The 26,477-nt window shown below is 72.8% G+C and carries 21 protein-coding genes and 2 pseudogenes; 14 read left to right on the top strand and 9 right to left on the bottom strand.

Features of this window, described 5'->3' with window-relative positions; translation table 11 throughout:
- The 4 genes and pseudogenes from ACH4ZA_RS33030 to ACH4ZA_RS33045 all read left to right on the top strand — a co-directional run.
- Positions 1–366: pseudogene (locus tag ACH4ZA_RS33030) on the top strand (phosphoketolase); the annotation flags it as partial.
- 416 nt (positions 367–782) lie between these two features.
- Entirely contained in the window at positions 783–1,280 is a 498-nt protein-coding gene (locus ACH4ZA_RS33035; RefSeq protein WP_398432937.1) for a flavodoxin domain-containing protein, read from the top strand.
- Between the two features lie 408 nt (positions 1,281–1,688).
- A pseudogene (locus ACH4ZA_RS33040) lies at positions 1,689–1,804 on the top strand (universal stress protein); the annotation flags it as partial.
- Positions 1,790–1,945, top strand: coding sequence for a hypothetical protein (locus tag ACH4ZA_RS33045; protein ID WP_398433016.1), 156 nt, complete (start codon positions 1,790–1,792; stop codon positions 1,943–1,945). The pseudogene ACH4ZA_RS33040 and the gene ACH4ZA_RS33045, both read left to right, overlap by 15 nt.
- Positions 1,946–1,985: 40 nt before the next feature.
- On the opposite strand, the gene ACH4ZA_RS33050 is transcribed toward ACH4ZA_RS33045, so the two are convergent.
- Positions 1,986–2,738: an SDR family oxidoreductase gene (locus tag ACH4ZA_RS33050; protein WP_398432938.1), complete on the bottom strand. Its 753-nt coding sequence runs from the start codon at positions 2,736–2,738 to the stop codon at positions 1,986–1,988.
- Positions 2,739–2,808: 70 nt separating this feature from the next.
- On the opposite strand from ACH4ZA_RS33050, the gene ACH4ZA_RS33055 reads away from it, so the two are divergent.
- The gene (locus tag ACH4ZA_RS33055) at positions 2,809–3,732 is read left to right on the top strand and encodes a LysR family transcriptional regulator (protein WP_398432939.1); all 924 of its coding nucleotides are present in this window, start codon (positions 2,809–2,811) and stop codon (positions 3,730–3,732) included.
- A 155-nt stretch (positions 3,733–3,887) separates the two neighbouring features.
- Here ACH4ZA_RS33055 and ACH4ZA_RS33060 read toward each other — a convergent pair whose 3' ends face one another.
- On the bottom strand, positions 3,888–4,478 hold the full coding sequence (locus tag ACH4ZA_RS33060; RefSeq protein WP_398432940.1) for an exonuclease domain-containing protein: 591 nt from the start codon (positions 4,476–4,478) through the stop codon (positions 3,888–3,890).
- A gap of 708 nt (positions 4,479–5,186) precedes the next feature.
- Between ACH4ZA_RS33060 and ACH4ZA_RS33065 the strand changes: the two genes are divergently transcribed.
- A complete protein-coding gene (locus ACH4ZA_RS33065; protein ID WP_398432941.1) occupies positions 5,187–6,371 on the top strand; it encodes a type III polyketide synthase in 1,185 nt (394 codons plus the stop codon).
- A gap of 274 nt (positions 6,372–6,645) precedes the next feature.
- Here ACH4ZA_RS33065 and ACH4ZA_RS33070 read toward each other — a convergent pair whose 3' ends face one another.
- Positions 6,646–8,808: a SpoIIE family protein phosphatase gene (locus ACH4ZA_RS33070; RefSeq protein ID WP_398432942.1), complete on the bottom strand. Its 2,163-nt coding sequence runs from the start codon at positions 8,806–8,808 to the stop codon at positions 6,646–6,648.
- 218 nt (positions 8,809–9,026) lie between these two features.
- Positions 9,027–9,767, bottom strand: a complete 741-nt coding sequence (locus ACH4ZA_RS33075; RefSeq protein WP_398432943.1) for a class I SAM-dependent DNA methyltransferase — start codon at positions 9,765–9,767, stop codon at positions 9,027–9,029.
- A 221-nt stretch (positions 9,768–9,988) separates the two neighbouring features.
- On the opposite strand from ACH4ZA_RS33075, the gene ACH4ZA_RS33080 reads away from it, so the two are divergent.
- Positions 9,989–13,174 (top strand): glycoside hydrolase, encoded by a 3,186-nt coding sequence (locus tag ACH4ZA_RS33080; RefSeq protein WP_398432944.1) that lies wholly within the window; start codon positions 9,989–9,991, stop codon positions 13,172–13,174.
- Positions 13,175–13,234: 60 nt separating this feature from the next.
- Here the strand turns inward: ACH4ZA_RS33080 and ACH4ZA_RS33085 are convergent, their stop codons facing one another.
- Complete coding sequence (locus ACH4ZA_RS33085; protein ID WP_398432945.1) at positions 13,235–13,846, bottom strand: CGNR zinc finger domain-containing protein; 612 nt, start codon at positions 13,844–13,846, stop codon at positions 13,235–13,237.
- A 78-nt stretch (positions 13,847–13,924) separates the two neighbouring features.
- Between ACH4ZA_RS33085 and ACH4ZA_RS33090 the strand changes: the two genes are divergently transcribed.
- Positions 13,925–14,734, top strand: coding sequence for an MBL fold metallo-hydrolase (locus ACH4ZA_RS33090; RefSeq protein WP_398432946.1), 810 nt, complete (start codon positions 13,925–13,927; stop codon positions 14,732–14,734).
- Between the two features lie 46 nt (positions 14,735–14,780).
- Here the strand turns inward: ACH4ZA_RS33090 and ACH4ZA_RS33095 are convergent, their stop codons facing one another.
- On the bottom strand, positions 14,781–15,434 hold the full coding sequence (locus ACH4ZA_RS33095) for an FMN-dependent NADH-azoreductase (RefSeq protein WP_398432947.1): 654 nt from the start codon (positions 15,432–15,434) through the stop codon (positions 14,781–14,783).
- 130 nt (positions 15,435–15,564) lie between these two features.
- Here ACH4ZA_RS33095 and ACH4ZA_RS33100 point away from each other — a divergent pair, with 130 nt between their 5' ends.
- Positions 15,565–15,945 carry a winged helix-turn-helix transcriptional regulator gene (locus ACH4ZA_RS33100; protein ID WP_398432948.1) on the top strand — a complete coding sequence of 127 codons (381 nt, stop codon included), beginning with the start codon at positions 15,565–15,567 and terminating at the stop codon, positions 15,943–15,945.
- Between the two features lie 66 nt (positions 15,946–16,011).
- Here the strand turns inward: ACH4ZA_RS33100 and ACH4ZA_RS33105 are convergent, their stop codons facing one another.
- From ACH4ZA_RS33105 to ACH4ZA_RS33115, 3 genes are all read right to left on the bottom strand, one after another.
- Positions 16,012–16,674 (bottom strand): YceI family protein, encoded by a 663-nt coding sequence (locus ACH4ZA_RS33105; RefSeq protein WP_398432949.1) that lies wholly within the window; start codon positions 16,672–16,674, stop codon positions 16,012–16,014.
- 239 nt (positions 16,675–16,913) lie between these two features.
- Positions 16,914–18,335, bottom strand: coding sequence for a family 43 glycosylhydrolase (locus ACH4ZA_RS33110; RefSeq protein ID WP_398433010.1), 1,422 nt, complete (start codon positions 18,333–18,335; stop codon positions 16,914–16,916).
- Between the two features lie 270 nt (positions 18,336–18,605).
- On the bottom strand, positions 18,606–19,643 hold the full coding sequence (locus ACH4ZA_RS33115) for a response regulator transcription factor (protein ID WP_398432950.1): 1,038 nt from the start codon (positions 19,641–19,643) through the stop codon (positions 18,606–18,608).
- Positions 19,644–19,882: 239 nt separating this feature from the next.
- On the opposite strand from ACH4ZA_RS33115, the gene ACH4ZA_RS33120 reads away from it, so the two are divergent.
- The 5 genes from ACH4ZA_RS33120 to ACH4ZA_RS33140 all read left to right on the top strand — a co-directional run bounded on the left by ACH4ZA_RS33120 (position 19,883) and on the right by ACH4ZA_RS33140 (position 26,405).
- On the top strand, positions 19,883–20,920 hold the full coding sequence (locus tag ACH4ZA_RS33120) for a sugar ABC transporter substrate-binding protein (protein ID WP_398432951.1): 1,038 nt from the start codon (positions 19,883–19,885) through the stop codon (positions 20,918–20,920).
- A gap of 11 nt (positions 20,921–20,931) precedes the next feature.
- Complete coding sequence (locus ACH4ZA_RS33125; protein ID WP_398432952.1) at positions 20,932–22,635, top strand: ATP-binding cassette domain-containing protein; 1,704 nt, start codon at positions 20,932–20,934, stop codon at positions 22,633–22,635.
- Complete coding sequence (locus ACH4ZA_RS33130) at positions 22,632–23,633, top strand: ABC transporter permease (RefSeq protein ID WP_398432953.1); 1,002 nt, start codon at positions 22,632–22,634, stop codon at positions 23,631–23,633. Before ACH4ZA_RS33125 ends, ACH4ZA_RS33130 begins: the two co-directional genes overlap by 4 nt.
- Positions 23,634–23,734: 101 nt before the next feature.
- The gene (locus ACH4ZA_RS33135; protein ID WP_398432954.1) at positions 23,735–25,432 is read left to right on the top strand and encodes an amidohydrolase; all 1,698 of its coding nucleotides are present in this window, start codon (positions 23,735–23,737) and stop codon (positions 25,430–25,432) included.
- A gap of 31 nt (positions 25,433–25,463) precedes the next feature.
- Complete coding sequence (locus ACH4ZA_RS33140) at positions 25,464–26,405, top strand: LLM class flavin-dependent oxidoreductase (protein WP_398432955.1); 942 nt, start codon at positions 25,464–25,466, stop codon at positions 26,403–26,405.
- The last annotated feature ends 72 nt before the right edge of the window (positions 26,406–26,477 follow it).

Genomic DNA, 26,477 nt, shown 5'->3' on the forward strand with positions numbered 1-26,477 from the left:
CCGCACGGGATGGGCGACTTCGAGTACGACGGGCTGTTCACCGCCGACAAGCCGGTGATCTTCGCCTACCACGGCTACCCCTGGCTCATCCACCGGCTGGCCTACCGCCGTGCCGGCCACCGGAACCTGCACGTCCGCGGCTACAAGGAGTCGGGGACGACGACCACGCCGTTCGACATGGTCGTGCGCAACGACCTCGACCGCTACCGTCTCGTCATGGACGTCGTTGACCGGGTCCCCGGCCTCGCGGTGCGCGCCGCCGCCGTACGACAGCAGATGGCCGACGTGCGCACCCGCCACCAGGCGTGGATCCGCGAGCACGGCACCGACCTTCCCGAGGTCGCCGACTGGACCTGGAACGCCTGATCGTGAGGCGGCGGCCGACGGCCCGCTGAACGGCGTCCTGCGCGTCTCCAAGGCCCCCCGTCGTCTTCTGGGGAGCTGACGGCGTTGGCGGCGGACGACTGACACGTCCAGATCGCTCGTCGTGACGGCGCAAGCGGGTCCGGACGGCGGCCACGGGAGGGCCGACCGGCCCAGGGGAGGCCCCGTACAGCCCATGGGTTCCTCATCCGCTCCGCCGGACGATCGAAGTACCGAAAGACGTGGAGGAGACCTGCGACGACGGACGGCGTGCTCGACCGGCCCAGGGTCCACGCCCTGCTCGCCGGAGAACCTGCGCCTGCGCAAGAGCGAGACGGAGATCGCCCTCTCCGTGACCCGCCGGATCGACGGCGCGGTCGACGACCGGCTGCGCCGGGTGTGAAAGGAGGCGGACCGCCATGACCGACACCGTGCTGGTCACCTACGGAACGACGAACGGATCCACAGCGGGAATCGCCGAAGCCGTCGCCGACGTCCTGGGCAAGAGCGGGCTGACCGTCGAGGCGTGTCCTGCGCGGTCCGCGACCGACGTGGCGCGTTACGACGCCGTCGTGGTCGGCGGCGGGCTCTACGCGGGGCGCTGGCACAAGGACGCACGGCGGTTCGTCCGCCGCAACCGGGTCCTCCTCGCGGAGCGTCCGGTGTGGTTCTTCAGCAGCGGCCCGCTCGACGCCTCCGCCTCCGAGCGGGACATCCCGCCCGTGCGAGGCGTACAGAAGGCCATGACCCGGCTGGACGTCCGGGATCACGTCACCTTCGGAGGGCGCCTGGAGGACGGCGCCAAGGGGTGGGTGGCCGGGATGATCCTCCGCTCCGGCAAGGGCGGCGACTTCCGGGACTTCGCCGCGATCCAGGCCTGGGCGGGAGGCATCGCCGACGCACTGAGGCACACATAGAGAAGGAGCAAAGGCGCGGCTCGGCCCCGGGACGGCCCCGGCACCCGGTGGGAACCGGGCCTCGGGGCCGCGCTCGTGCAGGAGAGTCACGCGCTCGGTCACGGCCTGCCGAGCCACCCGACCTGGGTCATGGACACATCAGTGGTTCTGCGCCCCGGGTCGCGTTGGTCCTGGGGCCCGGCCGATCGGCCCCGAGGCGGTGTGGACGGTCAGCCTGTCGACGACGCCGACCACCCCGTCCGCGGTAGGTCAGCCGGATCACGAGCGGATCGATCCCGCCGCAGTCGGGCACAGCGCCGGTCGACCTTCCGTGGGGGGCCGATCGGTCCCCGACCGGGACTCCCGGCCCCTCTTGCGGCAGCCGCAAGCCCTGAAATCTGACGGCGCACCCCTGGAGGAGGACCGCACATGCCAGCCATCACCGTCGGCCTCGACGGCTCGCCCGAAAGCCTCGCCGCCGCAGACTGGGCCGCTCGCGAAGCAGCCCAACGCGCGCGGCCGGCCTGCGGGTGGTCCACGGCTGGAACCCGGCGGCCGTCTACGGCTACGGCGCCGTCCTGGATTCGGGACTCAACGCCGAGTTGCCCGAGGAGACACGGCATGGGCTGAGCGGCCTGCTGCGTCCGTGGAAGGACGAGTTCCCCACGGGCGGTCACGACGGCTGAACCGGCCGCGGTACGCGGTGGATTGAGAATCCCCCTCGGCTCACCAGGGCACCGGGCCCTCGTCGTCCGTGAAGGTGCCGGTCGGCCCGTCGGCGCCGATGGTGGCCATCCGGACGGCGGCCACCGCGCCTTCGGGGGCCGTGCGGTGGCCACGGTGGCCGTTCAGGTCGGTGGCGACGTAGCCGGGGCAGACGGCGTTGACCTTGATGTCCTCGGCCAGCAGGTCCCACGCGTATTGCAGGGTGAGCGCCGTGAGCGCCGTCTTCGACGTGGCGTACCCGGCGGAGACCGGCATCAGCGGCGGTCCGTCGGCGCCCTTCAGGTCTGCGTTGATGTTGAGCGAGCCCACCGAGCTGGACACGTTGACGATCCGCGGCGAGGCTGATCGGCGCAACAGCGGCAGCATCGCGTTGGTGACGGCGATCACTCCGAAGTAGTTGGTCGCGAAGACGGCGCGCAGCACGTCCATGTCCGCCGTGCTCGGGCGCTGGTCGGCCGAGTCGCTGCCCGAAGGGCCGCTGATACCCGCATTGTTGACCAGGGCGTCGAGCCTGCCGTAACGGGCCTCGATCGCGGCGGCGGCTGCGGCGGCCGAGTCCGGGTCTGTCACGTCGAGCACGACCGCAGTGGCATCAGCACCGCTTTCCCGCAACTCGGTGGCGGCCCTCTGGCCGAGTTCGGCGTTGCGGGCGCCGACGACGACGCTGTGGCCCAGGGCTCCGAGCTGGGCGGCGATCTGACGGCCGATGCCCTTGTTCGCGCCGGTCACCAGGGTGATCATGGATTCGTTCATGGGCCCAGCACACCACCGCGCCGAACTCGCCGGCCAACACCCGTAGCGTCTCGAACGATACCCTGCGGGTATGGATGTGCCGGAGACGCGTGAGCTCGCCTACTTCGTCGCCGTCGCCGAGGAACTGCACTTCGGCCGCGCCGCACAGCGCCTGGGCATGTCGCAGCCGCCGCTGTCCCGTGCCATCGCCCGGCTGGAGCGACGCATGGGCGTGCGGCTGCTGGAACGCACCAGCCGATCGGTGCACCTCACCGGCGCCGGACAGGTCTTCCTGGCCGAAAGCCGCAAGGCGCTGGACGCGGTCGGGGCGTCGGTCCGGCGCGCGCAGCGGGCGGGCCGGACCGATCCGAAGGTCACGCTGGCGATGAAGCCCGACGGGGACGCGGGACTGCTGGAGTCGATCCTGCAGCGCTACCGCCGCGATCCGGACGCCGTCGACGTCGAGGTGATCGTCTGCGGCGTCGGGGAGCAGGCTCCGATGCTGCGCGACGGCAGGGCCGACGTCGCGTTCCTGACCACGCCCTACGACGACCTGACGGGCTTCGACACCGAATCGCTGCTGACCCAGGGCCAGATGGCCGTGCTTCCCCGGGCCCACCGCCTCGCCGGCCGCGCTGCCCTGACGCTCGCCGATCTCACCGGCGAGCAGCTGCCCCGATGGCCTGGTGACGACGCGGACGCCGCCGATGGCCGTCCGCCCGAAGTGCGCGACGTCTCGCAGGTGATGCAGCTGGTCGCTCTGGGCCAGGTGGTCGCGATCCTGCCCGAGTCGGTGCGCCGGCGCGCCTGGCCCGACGTGGCGTGCGTGCCGCTGCTCGACGCGCCGCCCACCGCTGTCGTCGTCGCCTGGCCGGAGCGGACGACGTCCCGGGCGGTGGCCGCGCTGATCCGCGCCAGTGCGGATGCGGCGGAGGTGGCGGAGGTGGAGGTGGAGGGGGTGGAGGCAGCGGGAGCGGGCGCGGTGCTCGAGGAACATCACGACATGCTGACCTGAACCGGGCGCCCGCATGCGGGCGGGCTGACCGGCGGAGTTCGAGCGACGCCCCGCCGGCTCGGCGGTCAGGTGTGCGATCACGTGTTGCACTGACTCCTGAGGCGATCGTCAGCTGTGGGAACTCCTTTGCCGCACGCTCGGATTCAGTGGAGCGCTCACCGAAGGCCTGTGGTGGTGACTGGCCATGCCTCGCGCTCCAGGAGATCGAGGACGAGTGCGGCGATGTTCCAGGCGTCGTCCTCGCCGCGGTGATGGCGTCCTTCGAGCGGCAGTCCGGCGATCTGCAGGGCTTGGCTCATGCCGGGTTTCCTGCGCAGTCCGTGGGCCGCGGCGAACACGGCCTTGGCGTTGGTGTGGGTGCGCTCCGTCGGATAGCCGAAGGGATAGGCCACCGCGTCGGTCTGGCTCTGCCGGGCGAACTGCCGACGGTCGTACTCGCCCCAGCTCGTCCAGGGGCGCTCGCCGGCTCCGTGCTCCTCGACGAGGATCCGGCAGGCCTCGGCGAAGGTGACGCCCCGGTTCACCTCCGCCTGGGTCAGCCCGGTCAGCTCGGTGCAGAAGCCGCTCACCGTCGACCGGGTGGGTCGGACCAGGACACGGTGCCGGGATACACGGCGCCGTGCCGTGACGTCCACGACGGTGAGACCGATCTCGATGATCTCGTTCACGGAGCCGGGCGGCGGCTGTCCGTTCCAGCAGGTGGCTTCCACGTCGATGACGTTCAACAGAGCGGATTCGTGATGCATGGGCCGAGGGTAGGGATGCGAGACCGGACACAGCACCCGAATTTCCGCATGTCTTCCTCCTCCACCCTTGACGGACTCGGCGGTCCTGCTCGCCTCTGCTCGTCCAGGCCGCGAGCCCGGCTCCGGAACCCCGATGTGGGCGGTACTTCCGCAGCGAGCACTCGCGTTCGGCGACGACGGGCGCTGCGCGTGGCGAAGGACCCCGACGCCGTGTTCGCCGCGGCGCAGGCGGAGTTCGGCGGCCGGTTCGCGGGCTGGATCCGCCCCTTCCTCCCCTGAGGGACGAGACGGGCGACTTGGAACACCGCACGCCGACCCTCGTCGTCCGCCGCGGCTGGAGGGCCGTCGCGCCGGCAGGGGAAGAGGGTCGCGCAGGCTGGCGGTCGTGTCGCCCTGTCGTGGGAATCCGCAGGTCGGCGGCGCACGCGATGGCGTGCGACGGATGCTCACGCAGGGCTGACGGAGGGCCAGGTCGGTTCGGGGGAAGTGCGCCGGAAGTCCGCGTTGCCATGGTGTGTGCGGTATCACGTCCATCTGATGCCGCCCAAGTTGTCTGAGTCACAGCGGAAATGTCCATTTAGCGTCCATGCTCGAGACGCACAGCGACTCCCGAAGCGGAGCCCCTCGGCATGGGCGCGAAGTTCCGAAGTGGCCCATGGCGCCGTCCTCGTGACGTTCCTCGTCGTTCCCCTCGAAAGGGTGCCCACCATGGCCGCATACCTCTGTCCCCCTGCCGTGATCCACGGCGAGCACACCGTGCAGACCAGCCAGATCGTGGCGGAGGTCCGCGACCGGCACCCGCACGCGCCGTGGGCGCCGCGGATCGACGGGATCGCCGCGAGCACCGGCATCGAGTCCCGCGGCTGGATGCTGCCGCTGGAGACGGCCGTCGCACCCGGCAACGGCGGCGGGCTGCGGGCCTGCGGTGTCGGGCCCGCCCAAGAGGCGCTGTACCGCGAGGGGTTCACCCCGCAGGACGTGGAGCGCGTGACAGCCGCCCTCGAGTCGATACCCGCGCCGCAGACCGTCCAGGAGCGCACCGCGCCTGCCTGGGAGGCGGTGCAGTCCTACGGGGAGCGCGCGGCCCGCGGGGCCCTGCAGATCGCCGGCTTGGACGCCGCCGACGTCGACTGCCTGATCACCAGTCACTCCACCACCCCGGCCCTGCCCGGCCTGGACGTCGCCCTGGCCAACAGGCTCGGGCTCCGCAGCGACACGATGCTGCTGCCCGCCACGCAGTGGGCCTGCGTCGCGGGAACCCGCTCCCTGGCGCTGGCGGCGGACCTCGTGGCAGCGGACCCCGACCGGGTGGTCCTGGTGGTGATCTCGGAGGCGCTGAGCACGACCTACCAGCCCGCGGACGACACCCTGGAGTCCCTGATCGTCCGGCTGCTGTTCGCCGACACCGCGGTCGCCGCGGTGGTCACGGGCCGCCCGAGGCCCGAATCGGTGCTGCGGCTCGACGCCGCCTGGCACCACACCCTGCCCGGCACCCAGGACCTGCACCGCCTGGAGACGCGGGCGGACGGCGCCCACTTCGTGATGGACCGGCGCGGGCCGCGCGCCGTGCAGGAGACGGTCACCGCCATGTGGGAGTGGCTGCGCGTGCGCTACGAGGACGCCCCCGACGCCTGGCACCCCGACGTGCTGCTCGCGCACCCCGGCGGGACCCGGGTGCTGGAGTACATGGAGCAGACGATGCCCGACACCTGGCCGTCGGGTCTGCTGGACTACAGCCGGGCCAGCTACACCACCGGCAACCGCGGAGGCGCTGCCGTGTTCGACATCCTGAGGCGGGCGCACGACGCCGGGCAGAAGTCGGGGGACCGCGCCGTCCTGTACGCGGCGGCGCCGGGCCTCACCGCCACCGCGCTGGAAGGGGAGTGGCTGTAGGCCCCAGCCCGCCCGTGCCCCGGCACGAGCCGGTCCGGCCCCCCGTCTCACCGGTCCGGCAACAGCGTCCCGCATCACAGGAGCCGTATCCCCCCAGGCTCACCCGTACTCACGCTCCGGGACTCACCCCCGGACTCACCGCCCCCCGGACTCACCCCGCCCCGGCCCCGCCGCTTGCGCCCCGCCCTGCTCCGCCCACCCCCGATGCCCCGCCCCGCCCGCCTCACCGCTCCCGTCCTGCCGGTGTCCTGTCACCGCTCTCCCCGGTGCCGTGTCACCGCGCGACTTCCGCCCAGACCACCTTGCCGGTGTCCGTCCACCGGACCCCCCACCTGGTGGTGAGCCGGTGCACGATGTGCAGTCCGCGTCCGCCGTCGTCGAGCAGGCCGCCCCTGTTCAGACGCGGCCTGCCGTTGCCGGTGTCGCCCACCTCGCAGAGCAGGCCGTGACCGGCCCTGATCAGCCGTACGGTGACGGGGCCTGCGGCGAACCGCACCGCGTTCGTGACGAGCTCGCCGACCAGCAGCGTCACGTCGTCCCGGATGTCGTCCCTGGTGTTCCACTGCCGCAGCAGCGCGTCGACGTGCGCGCGGGCCCGGACGGGTGCGTCGTCGCGGGCGGGCAGCCGCCAGGTCGCGGTGTCCTCCTTGCGATAGCCGATCGTGCGCACGAGCAGCAGCGTCACGTCGTCGCGCCGCCGCACGGGCGCCAGCGTGGCGACGATGTGCCGGGCGGCCTGTTGCAGGGCGTCCCAGGGGTGCACCGCGGACATGGTGTCGGCCAGCCTGTCGATCCCCTCGTCGATCGACAGGGCCGGATCCTCCACCAGGCCGTCGGTGTAGAGGGCGAGCAGCGAACCCGGCGGCGCGTCGAACGTGTGGACGTCGAACGGCTCCCGCAGCGCGAACTCGGCGCCGAGGCCCGGATGAGGGGTGACCGAGAGCGGGCCCGCCCGGCCGTCCGGAAGCACCATGACCGGGGGGAGGTGACCGGCGCTGGCGAGCGTCACCCGGTGGCTGACCGGGTCGTAGAGGGCGATGCAGCAGGTGGAGCCGAGGGCGCTGTAGCCGGCCGCGAGCCCGGAATCCGCGTCGTCCAGCAGCGTCACGGTCTCGTCCAGGTGCTCCAGCACCTCGTCGGGCGCCAGCCCCGCGGACAGCAGGGCGCGGGCCTCCATGCTCAGCTGGCCCATGGTCGCCGCGGCCCCCAGGCCGTGCCCCACGACGTCTCCGACCACCAGCGCGGTACGCCCGTCGGGCAGCGGGAAGCTGTTGACCCAGTCGCCGCCGACGCCCGCGCTGTCCGGGGTGGCGGGCTGGTAGACGCTGGCGATCTCCATGGTGTGGCCGCTCCTGCGGGGCAGCAGCCGGCGCTGCAGCGCCAGCACCTGGGTGTGCTCGCGGTGGTGCTGACGGGCCAGGTCGACGTGGTGGGCGGTCCTGGCCACCAGTTCCTGCAGGTCGAACAGCTCGCTGTCGCGGAAGGGGCTGTCCGCCCGCCGCCACACCTCCGCCACGCCCAGCACGACGGGCGGTGTGCCGTCCAGGACCAGCGGTATGCAGGCCACGCTCGCCGACCTGTCGCCGGGGACCAGGGCGCGGATCACCCGGGGACTGCCGAGCAGCCGCTCGACCGCCTCACGGTCCGGTATGACGATGGCCTGCGGCGCGTCGTCCCGTCGCACCGCCTGTGCCAGGAGGCGGCTCGCGTCGTTCGGAAGATCGTCGCCGGGAGTCGTGTAACCCGCGGGCCACACCCGGTCCGGCACCAGGGCAGCCCGCCGCAGCCGGATGCGTCCCTGAGCGTGCTCGGTGACTCCCTCACCCGTCCACACCGCGAAGTCGAGGTCGACGGCGGCCACGTCTCCCCAGGCCAGCAGGGACTCCGCCAGCGACTGCGCAGTCTCGCCGATGTCCAGGGAGGTGCCGATCGCGGTCTCGGCGGCGTACAGATGCAGTCGCCTGGCCATGGCGATCAGGGACACGGTCAGGCCGTCCTGGGGCGCCGCCGCGGGCAGGATGCTCATGGAGACCACCAGCTCCGACCCGTCGCCGCGCCGCAGGCGCTGGATCCGCGCGACGTGCGCCTCGCCGATCTCGAGGACCTGCCGCAACCGCCGGGTGACCGTGGGCACGTCACCGGGGGGCAGGAGATCCGCGAAGGGGGCCCCGATCACGGCGTCCAGGCCCGCGAACACGGCGGCGTCCAGATTGCAGCGGGTGATCCGCAGGTCCCTGTCCAGGTTGACCACGCCGAGGATCTGGTCGTGGGGGTCGGCTGCCGGTTCGTCGGGTGGGCGCGGCGGGGCGGCGCGGCCGCCCTGCGCGCCGGCGGGCCCCACGGCCGCTGCCGGCTCCCCGCGCGGGGAGTAGCGTCCCAGGGCGCGGCTGAGCAGGTCGAACGGGGATGAGGACGAGGGCGACGGCGTGCAGTCCATGCTGCTCTCTCGGCATTCCCCGGCCCAGCGCCGGGTGTGTTACTCGGACCCGTGCGACGGGGCCCCGAGATCCCCGACCGCACACCTCATTGAATAACAGCGAGCGTCGCTTCGCCCACACCAGCGGATCGCGTGATGGACACGGAGCGTGAGGAGCATCGCGGGCGCCGGGGCCGGCGCCGGCCCGGGGCTCCCGCCGACGCCTCGGCAACCGGCGCTCAGACCGGCTTGCGCCACACCGAGACGTGCTTGTCGGAGTCCTGGGTGAACGGCGACCCGTCCCAGTCGGCGACGCGACGTTCCAGCTCGAGCCCGGCGATCCGGGCCATCAGGTCGAGCTCGGCCGGCCAGGCGTACCGGTGCCGTGAGGCGTCGCGGCGGTAGCGGCCGTCGTCGCCGTCACGGGTGAGGTGGTGGGAGACGAGGACCTGCTCGACGAGGTCGAAGGTGTCGAAGCCGAGATGCCCCTCGGACACGTCGAACGGCACCGCGACCTGGCCGGGCGGCAGGAACCGCAGCGGTGGTACGCCCAGCTCGACGACGAACCGGCCGCCGGGCTCCAGATGGCGGGCGGCGTTGAGGAAGCATGCGACCTGTTCGTCCTGCGTGAGCAGGTTCGTGATGGTGTTGTAGACGAGATAGACCAGGGTGAACTCGCCGTCCACGACAGTGGTGGCCATGTCCCCGACGGTCACCGGGAGCGCGTCCTCGGCGATCTTGCGGCGCAGCTGCGCGGTCATGTGCTCGGACAGTTCGATGCCCGCGACCGGCACGCCGCGTTCCCGGAGCGGGACGCCTACGCGTCCGGTCCCGATGGCGAACTCCAGCGCCCGGCCCCGGCCGGCGAGCTCGGCGAGGAAGGCGAGCGTGGGTTCCAGTACCGCGGCCGAGGACATCGTGGTCTCCTCGGCGTCGTAGCGGTCGGCGGTCGCTCGCGTCCATACCTCACTGCTCGTCATGGGCCGCCACTCTGCCGGGCGCCGGGGGATGCTGTCGACGCTTTTTCCGCCCTCGCGGAGCAGGGGGCAAGCGCTTTCCGGATGTATCGGACGCCGAGGGACGCCTCCCGGATCTCGGCCCGTCCGCCGTCTTGACGAGTTCATGGCGATCCCCAAGCATGCGCAGAGCGCGAGTCCTTCTGTTCGGTTCTGTTCGGCTCTGTGTTGTGAAAGGGAGTGCCGTGTCCCCTCGGCATCGCATCGTCCGGGCCCTGGCGCCCGCGGTTCCCCTGGCGCTCGGCGCGAGCCTCGTGGCCGCCCCCGCGGCGAGCGCCGATCCGGGGCCGCAGAGCGCGGTCACCGTACGCATCGACCCGTCCTACCGGCAGCAGGAGTTCGAGGGCTGGGGCACCAGCCTCGTCTGGTTCGCCAACGCCACGGGCCGCTACCCCGACCCCATCCGCAGACGCCTCGTGGACATGCTGTTCGGTGCGGACGGCCTCGGCCTGACCATCGCCCGGTACAACATCGGCGGCGGCAACGCCCCGGACGTCCGCACGGACTACATGAAGCGGGGCGCCACCATGGAGGGCTTCTGGAAGGCCCCCGCCGGGACCACCCGCACGGACGTCGACTGGTGGGACCCGAACGACCCCGACCACTGGAACGGGGACGCCGACGCCGGCCAGCGCTGGTGGGTGGACCAGATCAAGGACAAGGTCAGCCGCTGGGAGGCCTTCAGCAACTCGCCGCCCTGGTTCCAGACCGTCAGCGGATACGTCTCCGGGGGCTTCGACGCGAGCACCGACCAGATCCGCGCGGATCGCGTCGACGACTTCGCCGCGTACCTCACCGGGGTGACCGATCGGCTGGAGCGGGCGCACGGCATCGAGTTCGACACGATCGACCCGCTCAACGAGCCCAACACACCTTACTGGGGAACCCAGATCGGCGCGGACGGCCGGCCCACGGGCGGACGCCAGGAGGGCGCCCACGCGGGCCCGGAACTCCAGCAGAAAGTGATCCTCGCGCTCGACAAGGCCCTCCGCGGCGCGAAGACGAAAGCCCGGATCTCCGCCATGGACGAGACCAACCCCACCCTCTTCACCCAGAACTGGAACGCCTACGGCGCTCCCGCCCGCGCCGCCGTGGACCAGCTCAACGTGCACACCTACGGCACGGGCATGCGCACCAGCGCACGGGACATCGCCAAGGGCGCGGACAAGAAGCTGTGGATGAGCGAGGTCGAGGGCACCTGGGGCGCCGGCACCGACTTCACCGGCATGGAGCCGGGGCTCGGCATGGCCACCCGCATGGTCGAGGACATGCGTGAACTGGAGCCTTCCGCCTGGGTGTTCTGGCAGCCGATCGAGGACGCCGTCCCGCAGGCCGCGGCCGGCAAGAACTGGGGCAGCATCCACGTGCCGTTCGACTGCACGGCCGAGGACACCCTGCAGACCTGCCCGATCCGCACCAACTCCAAGTTCCACACCATCCGCAACTTCACCCACTACATCCGTCCGGGCGACCACTTCGTGAAGGCCGACGATCCGTCGAGCGTCGCCGCGGTGCAGAGGTCCGGCCGGACGGCGACCGTCGTGCACGTCAACGGCGGCGCCTCCGCACGTGCGGTGACCCTCGACCTGTCCCGCTTCGGCAGGATCGCGCCGGGGGCCACCGTCACGCCGGTGGTGACGAGCGCCGACGGCGCCCTGGTGCGCGGCGCGCCGGTCCGCGTGACCGACCGCACGGCCACGCTCGTCGTTCCCGCCAAGTCGGTCACGTCCTTCCTCGTCGACGGGGTCGGCGGCGTGGCGCGCGACGCCGCGCTCGTCCGGCCGGGGCACGTCTACCGGCTCCAGGGGACGCAGAGCGGGAAGTCGCTCACGCCGTCGGACGCCGGCAGCGGCGTCGTGCTGCGCACCGACGCCGTCGGCAGCGCACAACAGCTCTGGTCCGTACGCAAGTTGACCCGCGGCATCGGCAACCGTGAACGCTACGCCCTCGCCCGCGCCGGGACCGGCGAGCTGCTCACCGTGCGCGACGGCGAGGCCGTTCTGGAGAAGCCGCGAAAGGGCGGGATCGGCGAAGCGGCACAGTGGATCATGTCGACGACCGGCGACGGCACCTGGACGTTCGTCAACGCCGCCACCGGTCGGCTGCTCGACGTCGTCGGACAGTCGACCGCGGACGGCGCCAGGGTGTCCACCTACACCCCCACCTCCGCGGCGAACCAGCGCTGGTCCGTGATCGACGAAACCGTCCTGCGCACCGAGCCCGCCGACGCGTTCACCCGGCCGGGGCTGCGGCCGGAACTGCCGAAGACGGTGACGCCGGTGTTCCGCGACGGCGCCCGCGGGGCGCTGCCCGTCGTGTGGAGGCTTCCGTCGGACCGGACCTGGCGGGCCCCCGGCACGGTGCGGGTCACCGGTGAAGCGACCGACCCCCTCGGGCGGAGGTTGCCCGCGGTCGCCGTCGTCACCGTCGACACGATCTCCTCGACCCTCACGGGCCGCGCCAAGACCTACGTCGGCGGCACGCCCGACCTTCCGGCCGCCGTAGTCGGCGTCGGCCGCCACGGCGGCCGGGTCGACCTGCCGGTCACGTGGGACCCGGCGCCCGACGGGTCGTTCGACGCCACCGGAGTCGTCGCCGTGCGCGGCGTCGCCCGGATCGTCGGCGGCGGCACGGTCGCCGCGACGGCGCGCGTGCAGGTCACGGAACCCGTGCAGGCCAACATCGCCTCGGACGCCGGCGTCTCCGTCGCGGCCACGTTCACCGAGAGCGGGTACTCCGCGGAGCGCCTGCGCAACGGGAACCGGTCCGAGAAGGCCTGGTCCAACTGGAAACCGGGGACCACCAAGAACCCCTCCGACACGATCACGTTCACCCTGCCCCGGGCGCGTGACCTGACCCGGATCGTCACGCACTTCTACCGGGACGGGAGCAGCGCCTCGTTCCCCGAGACGCTGCAGGTGCAGGTCCGGGCGGCCGCCACGGGGGAGTGGACGGACGCGGGCGGCCCCGTCGCGGTCGGCGTGGAGGGCACGCCGGTGGTCGACGTCCCGGTGGCGGCGAGGGCGGCGTCGGCGGTGCGGGTCGTCATGACGGCCCGCCCGGGCGGCTACGTCACCGCCGGTGAGATCGAGGTGTTCGCCAAGGCCCCGGGAGTCGCCTCGGACGCCGGCGCCGCGTCCCTCGAGGTGTCGGGCACGCCGATCGCGTCGTTCGACCCGGAGACCGCCGACTACCGGGTCGTCACCCGCGCCCCGAGCCGCAGCAGGGTCACGGCGACGGCCCGCGACCCGTACGCGAAGGTCGCCGTCGCGTACCGCGACGAGCCCGGCGGGCGGTCGGCGGTCGTCACCGTGACCGGCGAGGACGGATCGCAGACCCGGACCTACCGGATCCGCCTCGTCCGACGCTGAGACCGCGCCGGCCGCGCAGGGCGGCGACCTCCCGACCGCGCCGGCCGCGCTCGCCGTGCCTCATCCGGTGGTCATCGGCCGGGTGCGGCGTGCGTAGGCGCGGGCCGCGCGGGCGCGGTCGCCGCAGCGGGTCGAGCACCAGTGGCGGCGGCCGTGACGCAGCAGGTAGCGGGTGCAGGGGGCGGAGCCGCAGGCGGTGAGGCGTTCGGTGTCGGCTCCGGTGAGCAGATCGGCCGCGTCGGCGGCGAGGGCCGCGAGGGCGTGGTCCAGGATCCGGTCGGTGGGGTGGGGGGTCGCGCGGGAGAAGCCGCCGTCCTCGTCCCACCGCAGGAGCGGGGCGGCCGGCGCCCGGGTCAGGGCGTCATTGACGGCGGCCAGGGCGGCGGGCGGGGTCGGGAGCGCGGCGACGTGAGCGGCGAACAGGGCGCGGACCTGCTCCCGCAGGGAGCGCAGTCGCCCCGTGCAGGTCTCCTGCAGTCCCGCGTCCGCCGGTGCGAGACCGTGTTCCGCGAGCCACCGGCCGGCCCCGGGCGGTGTGCCGAGACGGTCGGCGAACCGGCCGCCGGTCAGCGCGACGGCGCTGTTGACGAGGGCGAGAGCCGGGTGCTGCTCCTCGCCCGGCGCGGGCGGTGCGGCCGGCTCGATGATCGCGGACGTGTCCATGAGTCTCATGGTACGGCTTGCTGGTATCCGTGAGAAGCGGCTAGGTTTCCTCACGGATACAGTCGTTTCATCCGTGAGGTGTTCTTCGTGACTTCTTCTGCCGAGACCGTCGAGCCGTTCCCCGTTCGCGTCTTCGGGGGCCCGACCGCCTTCTTCGAGTACGGCGGCCTGCGCATCCTCACCGACCCCACCTTCGACGGCCCCGGCGACTATCCGACGCCGGGAAGGCCGCTGCTCACCAAGACCGCGCCCGCCTCCGGAGGCCCCGCCGATCTCGGCCCCGTCGACCTGGTCCTGCTCTCGCACGACCAGCACGCCGACAACCTCGATCGCTCGGGCCGCGCCCTCCTCGCCGGCGTGCCGCTCACCCTCACCACCCCGGAGAGCGGCGAGCGCCTCGGCGACCGAGCCAGGGGACTGGCCGACTGGGAGTCCGTCGAACTGGACCGGCCCGGCGGCGGCACCGTCACCGTGACCGGCGTCCCGGCCGTCCACGGTCCCGGCCCGCGCGAGGAGATCGAGCCGATCTCCGGACAGGTCGTCGGCTTCGTGCTGACCGGGCACGGGCTGCCCACCGTGTACGTCAGCGGGGACAACGCCTCCCTGGACGCGGTCCGGGAGACGGCCGCGCGGTTCGGGCCGGTGGACACCGCCGTGCTCTTCGCCGGTGCGCCCCGCATCGCCGGCCTCTACGACGGGGCGGCCCTCGTCCTGGACAGCGCTCAGGCCGCCGAGGCCGCGCGGATCCTCGACGCCCGCCGCGTGGTCCCGGTCCACTACGACAGCTGGGCCCACTTCACCGAGGGTCGCGAGGAGCTCTTGGACGCTTTCGCGACCGCCGGGTTGGCCGACCGTCTGGACTGGGGGAGCGCAAGCCGTCCGGCGGACGGGCGGTGACGCGCCGCCGCGGGTCTCGTCCGGGGCGGACGTCCCCGGTCGCGTCCTAGGCGACCGCCTTCGCGGCGGCCGCCTTGCCCTTGGCGACGGCCTCCTCGTGAGCCCTGGCCTTCGAGGCCTCGGCCAGCGGGATCAGCTCGGCCATGGCGGGATTGGAGTGGGCGGAGGTGAGCTCGGCGACGATGAACTCGACCGTCATGCCGAGCATGTCGCCCAGGACCGCTTGCAGGTAGTTCTGCACGTACTCGTAGCCCTCGCGCGGAGTGCCCGGGGCGTAGGAGCCGCCTCGGCTGGCCACCACGTAGACCGGGGTGCCCCGGACCGACGACTGCTCGGCCGGCGCGGTGCGGCCCATGAGGATCACCTGGTCGAGCCAGGTCTTCAGCGTCGACGGGACCGTGAAGTTGAACATCGGCGCGCCGATCAGCACGGCGTCCGCGTTCTCCAGCTGCTCGATCAGCTTCAGTCGCGGAGCGAAGGCCGCGGCCTGCTCGTCGGTGTGGTCGGCGGGAGCGGCGTACCCGGCGGAGGCGGTGAGAACGTCCAGGTGCGGCACCGGGTCGTCGGCCAGGTCCCGGTAGATCACGGCGCCGTCCGGGTGCTGTTCCTCCCATGCCCGGCGGAAGGCCGCCGTGACCGAACGCGAGGTGGAGGCGGACCCGGGGAAGAGCGACGAGTCGAGGTGCAGAAGCGTGGCCATGAGAAGTCTCCAGGGCAAGGGGACGGCATGACATGACGTCGGTAAGGAGCTGCCGTTCCGTGTGTACCTATTGATAGCACAGCCACTTACTTTTTTTCAGCTACTGGAGAGGCTGCCGTACACTTCCGGCATGGACGAATCGGCCACGGAGCCCTGCAAGACGGTGGACGGCGGGATCACGCGCGTCTTCGTCCTGCTCGGCAAGCGCTGGACCGGCCTGATCGTGGCCGTGCTGATGGAGCGTCCCGTGCACTTCGCCGACCTGCGGCGGGCCATCCCGGGCATCAGTGAGCGCATGCTGTCGGACCGGCTGACCGAGCTGGGCGCCGCCGGGCTCGTGGTGCGTGAGGTGGACGCGGGGCCCCCGCTGCGCGTCGCGTACCGGCTGACCGAGGCCGGCGCCGCCCTCGGGCCGGCCCTGGCGGAGCTGCGGGACTGGGCGGAGCGGTATCTGCCGGAGGAGCGGCACGGCGCGTGCCGCGGCGCGGCGACCGCCGTACCGGGGGAGTGAGTCCGCCGGAGGCGGCGCGGCGCCGGCGACCGACGTGATGCGGGGCCCCGCTGAGGAGCCTGCGGGTCAGCCCGCGACGGGTGTACGGATGGCGGCGATGTCGAACTGCAGGCGCACCTTCTCGCTCACCATGGCGCCGCCCTCCGCCAGGCGCGCGTTGTACGTCAGACCCCAGTCGGAACGGTCGATCGTGGTGGTGCCGTCGAAGCCCGCACGCTCGTAACCGAACGGGTCGACGACGTGGCCGAGGTAGGTGAGTTCGAGGACCACGGGCCGTGTCACGTTCCTGATGGTGAGGTCCCCGGTCATGCGATAGACGTCGGGGCCCGCGAGCTGTACGGCGGTGCTGGTGAAACGCATCCGCGGATAGGCCGCCGCGTCAAGGAAGTCACGGCCGGTGAGATGGGCGTCCCGCTGCTCCACGCCGGTGTCGACGCTGGCGGTGGCCAGCACGATCTCGGCGCGCGAGCGGGCCGGGTCGCGGCCGTCGAAGTAGAGGCGGCTCTCGTAGCGGGTGAAGGCCCCGCGCACCGTGGTCACCAGGGCGTGCCGGACCGAGAAGCCGACACGGCTGTGCGCGGGGTCGATCATCCACTCGCCGGTCAGCGCGGCCAGCGCGGGATCCGGCCGGCCCCCGGCGGGGGTGAACGCGGCCGGATCGGCGGGCAGTTGGGCAGCGACTGAGGGCGCCGAACGCCGAGGGGACGCTCCGCGGGTGAACAGGTTCATGATTCACGTGGTTACTGCACGGGCTGTTGCCGCTGCAAGCCCTTGCCGGGAGCCCCGCCGGTCCGAATGCGTACCGAAGGGTTCATAGACGGCCATCGTCGGCCGGGGCGCTACAACATCCACACACGGCCGTCACCGGACGGCAAGGACTCGACCGGACTCCACGGGCCGCGGGGCCGGCGTGCGAGTGGTGTTTCCCGGTCGGGCCGTGCGGTGACGGGCCGCGGTCGAGGTGCGGACTACTGGGTGTAGAAGGTGGCGTCGGCCCGGTCGGTCGTCGTGCTCACAGCCTGGACGTACAGCAGGTAGTTGTAGTGGCGGATGTAGCGGCCCGGCAGGTTGAACGACTCGTAGGAGACCCCGGCGGAGTCCGCGAGGCCGGCCCGGGCGGTGAAGGAGGCGTCGCCGGCGAACAGCGCCGTCCCGTCGTTCTTCTCCACCCACACCTCGTTGTTCTTGTGGCGCAGGAAGTAGCCCGGGAAGTTCGCCGACTCCAGGGAGACGGTTCCGGCGCCGGTGAGTCCGGTGACCACGCGGAACTGCGAGTCGGCCAGCGGGGCGACGTTCGCCTCGATCTTGGCGCGGTATTCCCAGTGCCGGACGAAGCGGTCGGGGAAGTTGTAGGAGGACAGCCGGATGGGGGTGAGGCCGTCGGCGACCGGGATGCCGAAGTCGGGTGTGCCGTCGGCCTTCCAGTAGATCTTCTGGACGCGGGTGCGGCGGTTGGGGTCGTTGAGCGGGGAACCGCTGATGTCCTTGTAGCTGCGGTCGTGGTAGACGAGGATGTCGGACGTGCCGTCCTCGGAGACCGTGAACTGGTTGTGGCCGGGGCCGTACTGGCTGGTGGCGGCGTTGCTGGCGAAGACCGGGCCCGTGGACTTGGCCCAGGCCGAAGCGCTGAGCAGGTCGGCCGAGGCGGACGCGGTCAGCATGCCCATGCAGTAGTTGGCGTCGGTGGCGCTGGCCGAGAAGGTCAGGAACACCTTGCCGTTGCGCTGGATCACGGCCGGGCCTTCGTTCACCGTCTCCCCTCCGGCGGTCTCCCACGAGGCGGTCGGCCGGCTGAGCATGACCGGTGTGCCGGTGATGGTCCAGGGGTTGGACATCTGCGCGAGGTAGATGTTGGTGCCGGGGCCGACGGCCGGGTCGTTCTGCGCCCAGGAGAGGTAGCGCGTCCCGTTCACGGCGAAGGTCGTGGCGTCCAGGGAGAAGGTGTTGAGCGGCAGGGCGATGCGGCCCTTCTCCGTCCAGGCGCCCGTGATCGGGTTCGCGTCCGCGCACTGAAGGACGTAGGGCCGGATGTTCCAGATGTTGTTGGCGTCCCCGGCGGCGAAGTAGACGTACCACGTGCCGTCGATGAAGTGGATCTCCGGGGCCCAGATGTGCGCGCCCATCGCGCCGGTGGCGTGCTTGGTCCAGATGGTCGTCTCGGCGGCCGACGTGAGCCCCTGGATCGTGGTGGCCCGGCGCAGCACGATCCGGTCGTACGCCGGCACCGTGGCGGTGAAGTAGTAGAAACCGTCGGTGTGCTTGAAGATGTGCGGGTCGGCCCGCTGCTCGGCGATGGTGTTCGTGTAGGTCACGCCGGGGGATGCCGGCACTGCGGCGCGGGCGGTGCCGGCCGAGACGCCGGTGAACGCGGCGGCTGCCGAGCCGGCCATCAGGCCGAGGACCGTGCGGCGGGTGAGCGCAGGTGTCACGGAGTACTCCCTCTGGTGCGGGTGCGGGTGCGGGTGCGGGTGCGGGTGCGGGGTGGGGTGGGGTGCGGAGGCTGCGGAAGTGCCCGCCCTTCGCGGTGCCGGTATTTCGAACAGCGTTCGTAAACTCGGCCAAAAGATAAGTTCTGCACCTGCCCCGGTCAACACTTCCGTCACAGGGGTATCCGTGAGCCTCGCGTGACGCCGCGTCGAGAGGGTCGAAGGGGAGGGGCGTCAGCGGGCCGGCGTGCGTTCGACGAAGTGCTCCAGGTCCTCCGGCGTGGGCCGCAGCAGGCCGTCGCGCAGGGCGAGGGCCGTGGCCTCGGCGCGGGAGGCGCTGCCCGTCTTGCGGAGCAGGTGCTCTACGTGACTGTGCACGGTGCGCGGGGACAGGAACAGGGCCTGGGCGATGGCCTGGTTGGTCTGTCCGCGGGCGGCCTGGGTGAGGACCTCGAGCTCGCGCGGGCTCAGGCCGTACGGCAGTTCGGTGGGCGTCTCCGTCACGAGAACCGCGTCCCTGGTCAGCGGCGACCCCGCGGCGCACCGGCTCAGCACCACGCGCCGCCACTCGCGGCCCACGGGCCACAGTGCCCGCAGCCGTCGGCCGCCGGCGGCGCTGAACGACCCGACCAGAGAGGTGAACGCGTCGTCCGCCAGGACCTCGGCCGGCTCGCGGCCGGGGAGGTCGATGACGCCAGCCGCCGTGACCAGGCTCGCGCCCGCGTCGGGCGGCAGGTCGTCCACGTCGCCGGTGTGCGCGACCGGGTCGGCGAGGGCGCCCAGGGCCGGCAGCACCGAGGAGAGCAGCCGCCGTGCGTCCGTGTCGTACGCGCCGGTGCCCTCGACGGACAGGTTGATCAGGCCGACCAGGCGCCCGCGATGGCGCAGGGCCCCGGTCAGGGCGTCCCGGAAGCCGGCCGGGCGGACCCGCTCGGCGTAGAACCAGCCGTTACGGAACCGCTGTCCGCCGGACGTCGTGTCCTCCACGTCCTCGGTGATGGACGGAGGCAGCGCCTGCCGGACGACGTTTGTGTACCAGGGGGTCGAGGTGAACTCGGCGGCCAGCGACTCCGACGTCCGGGCCGGGTAGCCGATGCCCGCGAGCTGGACGTGCGCGCCGGTGCGGGGGTCGATCGCCAGCAGGGTCGCCGCGTCGAGGGGCAGGGCCCGGCCGAGTTCGTCCAGGGCCTGGGCGCAGGCCGAGGCGGTGTCCCGTTCGCGGGTGAGCATGCCGATGCGGGCGGCCGCCGCGAGCTGCTGGTGGCTGATCATGGCAGGCCTCCGGGAACCCACGACCGGAACTGTCGTTTGGTCCCTAACGGTATGACTCTTCGGGCGGCCCGACAAGCGGTTCGCCGTTTCGTGACCGAAGTGCGCCTGCGGCCGCCCGCCGCCCGGGCCGCTCGGTATTTGTACGGATGGCGGGGCGGGACGCCGGGGTCTTTCCTGTTCGGCACAGCCCGACGCCCGATGCCAGCGAGGCCGGGCCGCGACCCTCGGAGAGCGCCGCCATGAACAGATTCCCGTCCCCGCCCCCCTCCTCGCGCCGGCTGTTCCTCGGCCTGTCCGGCGGGACCCTCGCCGCCGCGCTGCTGGGCGCCGCGGGCTGCTCGGCGCCGGGCGGGGGCGCGAGCTCCGCACAGGCCGCGGGGGCGTCGGGCGCCGGAGCGAAGACCCTCACGAAGATCGGTCTGGACTACCCGTTCACGCAGATTCCGCTCTACTCCTCGCTCGTCAAGCTCTCCACCGCCGCCGGGAAGAAGCGAGGCGTCTCCCTGGTGACCACCAACGACGCCGCGAGCGCCGACGCCCAGGCCGGCAACCTGCGCACCTGGGTCGCCCAGAAGATCCCCGCCATCGTGTCGTTCCCGATGGTCTTCGAGGCGACCGAGTCGATCGCGAAGGCCGCTACGGACGCCGGGCTGATCTGGGTCACCTACGGAGGGTCGCTGGAACACCAGAGCGCCGACATCCAGTTCAACTTCCTCAAGGGCGGCACACTCCTCGGGGAGGCCGCCGCCAAGTGGGCCCAGGAGCACCTCGGCGGCAAGGGGAAGATCGCCTTCCTCGCCGACGACACCATCCAGCTCGGCCGCGAGCGGACCAAGGGCATGATCGACGCCTTCACCAAGGCCGCACCCGGCGTCGACGTCGTCGCCCGGGAGCAGGCCATCGACCCCGACACCGGTCTGTCGAAGACCCGGGCGGTGCTTGCCAAGCACCCCGACCTCAACCTCGTCCTCGGGGTCACGGACGCCGCCGCGTACGGCGCGTACAAGGCGCTCCAGCAGACGGGCCGCGCCACGACCGACGCCAGGACCTTCGTCGGCGGCCAGGACGGCGCCGCCCCCTCCCTGCTGGCGATCAGGCAGGGCACCTTCTATCGGGCGTCGGCCGCGCTCGCGCCGCAGGACATCGCCGACGCCGTCGTCGAGGTGCCCCTCGCCGTCGCCGCCGGGAAGGCGAACCCCAGCGCCCAGGTGCCGGTCACCCTCGTCGGACCGGGCGACACCGCGCGCATCGACGCCCTGCTCGCCCAGAACGCCTAGGCGCGGCCGTCATGACCGAACCGACGCTCCGCATCCGCGGCCTCGCCAAGTCGTTCGGCGGCGTCCGCGCCCTGGACGGCGTGGACCTCACCGTCCCGGCGGGGCAGGTGCACGCGCTCCTCGGGCACAACGGCGCCGGCAAGTCGACCCTGATCAAGTGCCTCGGCGGCGCCTACCCGCCCGACAGCGGAACGATGGAGATCGACGGGACCGTCCACCCGCGGCTCAGCCCGCGCGAGTCCATCGCCGCCGGAGTGGCGATCATCTTCCAGACGCTCAGCGTCGTCGACTCCCTCACGGTCGCCGAGAACATCTTCCTCGGCCAGGAGTGGACCCGCTACGGGACCGTCCACCGGCGCGCCCAGGAGGAGGTGGCGGCGGGCCTGCTGGAACGGGTCGCCGCCACCTGCTCACCGCGCGACCGGCTCGGCGAACTGCCCATGGGGCAAAGGCAGTTGGTGGAGATCGCCAAGGCGCTCAGCCGCAGCGCCTCGGTACTCGTCCTCGACGAGCCCACCGCCGCCCTGTCCGGGGCCGAGAGCGACGCCCTCGCCGCACGCGTGGAGCACCTGCGCGCCCAGGGCCTGGCCATCGTCTACGTCACCCATCTCCTCGCCGAGGTGGAACGCCTCGCGGACGCGGTGACGGTGCTGCGGGACGGCCGCGTCACCCATCGCTCCACCGTGGCGGGACGGACCCGGCGGGAACTGGTCGAGGCCGTCGCCGGAGCCGCCTCCGCCCCGCACGGACCGGGACAGCTGCCCGACGGGCGCGGCAAACCCCGCGAACAGGGCGACCGACCCGGGACGACCGCGACCGCGTCCGACGCCTCGCCGCCTCCGCGCCCGGGACGCCCCTGCTCGGCCCGCCTCACGGTGAGGGAGCTGCGAGGACCGGGCTTCGGCCCCGTGGACCTGCACGTCGCCGAGGGCGAGATCGTGGCGCTGTACGGCCTCATCGGCGCGGGCCGCACCCGCATCCTCGAGACCCTCTTCGGCAGACGCCCCGCCGAGGGAGGAACCGTCCGCGTCGGGGACCGGACCGTCACGGCCGCCCGCCCCGCGGACGCGCTTGCCGCGGGAATCGCCCTGGTGCCGGGCGACCGGCGCCGGCAGGGCGTCTTCCCCGCGCTGAGCGCACAGGACAACGCCCTGCTCCCGTCGGTGCGCGCACTGGCCCGGCGCGGAGTGCGGGCACTGCGCGCGGAACGGCGGGTCTTCGCCGGTCTGTCCGGCGCCGTGGGACTGCGCCCGGCCGACCCCCGGCTCCCGGCGGCCGCCTTCTCCGGCGGCAACCAGCAAAAGCTCGTCCTCGGCCGGTGGATCAACGAGGCCCACGACGTCGACGTCCTGCTGCTGGACGATCCGACGCAAGGCGTCGACGTCGGCGCCCGGCAGGAGATCTACCAGGTGGTGTCCGCGCTGGCCGCACGGCGCGGCACGGCCGTGCTGTGCGCGTCCAGCGACCCCGAGGAGGTCGTCGCGCTCGCCCACCGCTGTCTGATCGTCTCCGGCGGCCGGGTGACCGGCGAGCTCTCCGGCGCCGAACTCACCGAGACCGCCCTCCTCTCGGCCGTCCACGAAACCGCCCGAACGGCGGCCCCGGCCTCCGGGCCCACCCCGTCACCGGCCTCGGCTCCGACCCCCGCACCGCACTCGACTCCGCGCCCGTCACCGGCCTCGGCGCCCACCACGTCCACGGAAGGAGCGGCATGACCACCGCGACCACCGCACCCTCGGCCGACCGTGCGCTGCCCGTCCCCCGCACGGCGGCGCACACCGTGCTCCAAGCCGTAAGGCGGCAGCCGTTGCTGCCCGTGCTCGCCGGCATGGTGCTCGTCTTCCAGTCGACGACCGGCAGCTTCCTGGACTCCGGCAACCTCCGCGGGATCGCCACCGACGCCGCCGCGGTCGCCATCGTGGCCGTGCCGCTGGCACTGCTGGTCATCAGCGGCTACCTCGACCTCTCCGTCGGCTCCACCCTCGCCCTCGGCGGTCTGGTGGCCGGCTGGCTCGCCGGGGAGCAGCAGCAGTCGCCGGCCGTCGCCGTGCTCGGCGCGCTGGCGGCGGGCGCGGCGGTCGGCGCCGTCAACGGTGTGCTGTGCTGCTACCTGGGACTGTCCGCGTTCATCGTGACCCTCGGCATGCTGACGGCGGTGCGCGGTTTCGCGCAGCAGCTCTTCCCGCTGCCGCTGAGCGGTTTCGGCTCCGGGTTCGCCTGGCTCGGCGGGGCCCGGATTGCCGGAATCGACGCACCGGTCGTGATCGCCGCCCTCGTCCTCGTGGCGGGCGCGCTGTTCCTGGCGCTCACCCCGGCCGGCCGGCACGTCTTCGCGATCGGCGTCAACCGGGAGGCCGCCTACCTCTCCGGCATCGGCGTCCGCCGCACCCCGTTCGCGCTGTTCGTCGTGACGGGCGTCGCGGCCGCGCTCGCCGGCGCGATCAAGGCCTCGGTGCTGGACAGCGTCGTCGCCGGAACCTCGGGAGCCGGATTCGAACTGACGGTGCTCACCGCGGTGCTCCTCGGCGGGGTCGCGCTGACCGGGGGCTCCGGCTCCGTTCTCGGCGTCCTGCTCGGCGTGCTGTTCCTCGGCTGCCTGCAGAACGGGCTGACACTGCTGAGCGTGCCGACGTTCTGGCAGCAGATGGCCCAGGGCGCCGCACTCGTCGCCGGCGCGGCGCTCGCCTTCTTCGGGCCCCGGCCGAACCGGTGAGCCCCGCCCGCCCCGCCGCCGGCCCTGCCGCGATTCCCGATCCGCACGCGCACCCACCGCTCCCGACACACCCGCTCCACCCCCGCTCCGAAAGGTGCCACGTGAACGACAGCGCCCCCTCCCTCGTCCTGACCGGCGGCCAGGTCCTGACCGTCGACGGCGACTTCACCGTGACCGAGGGCCTGGCCGTGCGCGGCCGGGACATCGTCGCCGTGGGCAGCGACGCGGACATGCGCGCCCTGGCAGGACCCGGCACCCGCCTCGTCGAACTCGGCGGCCGGACCGTGCTGCCCGGCATCAACGACTCCCATCTCCACGGAGCCGCGTACGGCATGACCAAGCCGCCGTTCGCCCTCGACGTCGGCCACCCGGCGGTCGGATCGATCGCCGACATCGCCGACGCGGTCGGCCGGGCGGCCCGCGCCGCCCGGCCCGGCGACTGGATCGTCGGGCTGGGCTGGGACGCCGGCTACCTCGCGGAGTGCCTCGCCGACCCGCGCCGCTTCCCGCACCGCCGCGACCTGGACGCCGTCGCCCCGGACAACCCGGTCTGCCTCACCCACTTCTCCTCGCACCTCGTCTGGGTCAACAGCGCCGCGCTGCGCCGCTGCGGCCTCGACGCGGACAGCGTGGCGCCGCCCGGCGGCGTCATCGACGCCGACCCCGACGGCCGCCCCGCCGGCATCCTGCGCGAAGCCGCCCAGCAAGCCGTCCACGTCCATCTGCCCACGCCCACGGTCGACCAGCGCCGCCGGGCGATCCAGGGCGTGGTGCGCGAACTCCACTCCCGCGGCATCACCAGCTACACCGAACCGGGTCTCGGCCCCGGCGGGGCCGGATCCTTCTTCGGTGGGTTGAGCACCGACAACTGGACCGCCTACGCCGACCTCGCGGCGAGCGGCGAACTCGAGGCCCGGGTCAGCGTCCTGCTGCTGCCCGCGCCGATGGGCGGCTCGGCCGACGACGTCCGCAAGGGACTGGCCGAACTGCGCCGCCCCGGATCGGCGGACCCGCGCCTGCTGAACGCCATCGGCGTCAAGATCTTCGCCGACGGCGTGCCCCCCAACCGCACCGCCTGGATGAACGAGCCGTACGCCGGCGGCGGCCACGGCGCGCTCTGCGTGCACGGCGACACGCCCGCGCTGCGCAGCGGCGAACTGCGCGAGATGATCCGCGTCGCCCACGAGGCGGGCTTCCAGCTCGGCGTGCACGTCACCGGCGACCGGGCCATCGACGAGGTCGTCGACGCGTTCGTCGCCGCGAACGCCGCCGTACCGCGGCCCGACGCCCGGCACTACGTCATCCACGGCGACTTCGTCGGCGCCCGCAGCCTCGCCAAGCTGGCCGCCCACGGCTACGGCGTCAACATGAACCCGGCCATCAAGTGGACCATCTCCGACCTGATGGACGAGGTCGTCGGTCCCGAGCGCTCCGCCTACCAGTGGCCCGTGCGCTCCGCGGTGGAAGCCGGGGTGCGGGTGTGCGCCAGCTCCGACGCCCCGATCACCGAGCCCGACTGGCGGCAGGGGGTGAGCGCGATGCTGCTGAGGGAGTCCAAGGCCAGCGGCCGCCCGAGCGGACCCGAGCAGTGCGTGCCGCTCGCCGAGGCGCTGCGCGCGTACACCGTCCACCCCGCCCGTCAGGACTTCGCCGAGGAGTGGAAGGGCTCGATCGAGGTCGGCAAGGTAGCCGACCTGTGCGTCCTGGACCGCCCGCTGCTGGACCGGGACCCGCACACGGTCACCGACGCCGCAGTGGACCTCACGGTGTTCGACGGCCGCGTCGTCCACGAGCGCTGAGGAGACGAAAGAGCACGGAAACGGAGACGACATGACCACCGCACCCCGCATGCTGCTCGTCCTCAGCGAGAACTGGACACTCACCGGCGGCCGGGCCGATCTGCCCACCGCGATCCGCTGGGCACGCGAGGCCGAGGACGCCGGCTTCGACGCCGTCATGGTCAGCGAGCACATCGTGCTCGGCCCGGACGCGGCCGCCGACGGAGTCATGGGCAACCCCCGCGACTACGCCCTGCCGGGCAACCAGGACCCGTACACCCCCTGGCCCCACTCGCTGCTCCTGCTGGCCGCCATCGCGTCGGTCACCGAGCGGCTGCGGCTCGCCGCCGCCGCGGTCCTCGCACCCCTGCGCCACCCGCTGCTGATGGCCCGGGAGCTGGGCACCCTCGACCTGATCAGCGAGGGACGGCTGCTGGTACAGCCGACGGTGAGCTGGAGCCGGGACGAGTACGACGCGCTGGGCGTGCCCTTCACCCGCCGGGGCCGGCTGCTGGACGAGCATCTCGACGTCTGGGCCAAGGCCTGGGGGCCGTCGCCGATCTCGCACGAGAGCGCGCACTACCCCTTCCGGGACGTCTACTTCGAGCCCAAGGCCTTCCGGCCCGAAGGCCCCCGGCTCTGGTTCGGCGGACAGCGCCTGGCCGGACCGGTGCTGCGGCGGCTCGTGCGGCACGGCCACGGCTTCCACCCGCTCGGGCGGCCGACGCCACAGGACCTGCGGACGCTCGAGGAGGCCATGACGGCCGCCGGCCGGGACCTCGCCGACCTCGAGATGATCGGCGGCGCGCAGGGGGTCTTCAGCGACGACCGCTCCACCGCCGACCTCGGCGCCGCGCTCGCCGGGATACCGGAACAACTGGAACAGGGCTTCACCACGTTCTGCGTCAAGCCGAACCAGTTCACCGACGACCCGGCCGGGGTCGGAGCGTTCTGCCGTGAGGTGATGCGCCGCGTAGAGACGTTCACCCGCTGAGCCGCGCGCTCCCGGCGACCCGGTGACTGGGTGACCGGCGCCTCGCCCCCGCTCCCGGCCGGAATGTCGTTT

It is taken from the genome of Streptomyces sp. NPDC020597, from assembly GCF_044335095.1.
In the GTDB taxonomy this organism is placed as follows: domain Bacteria; phylum Actinomycetota; class Actinomycetes; order Streptomycetales; family Streptomycetaceae; genus Streptomyces.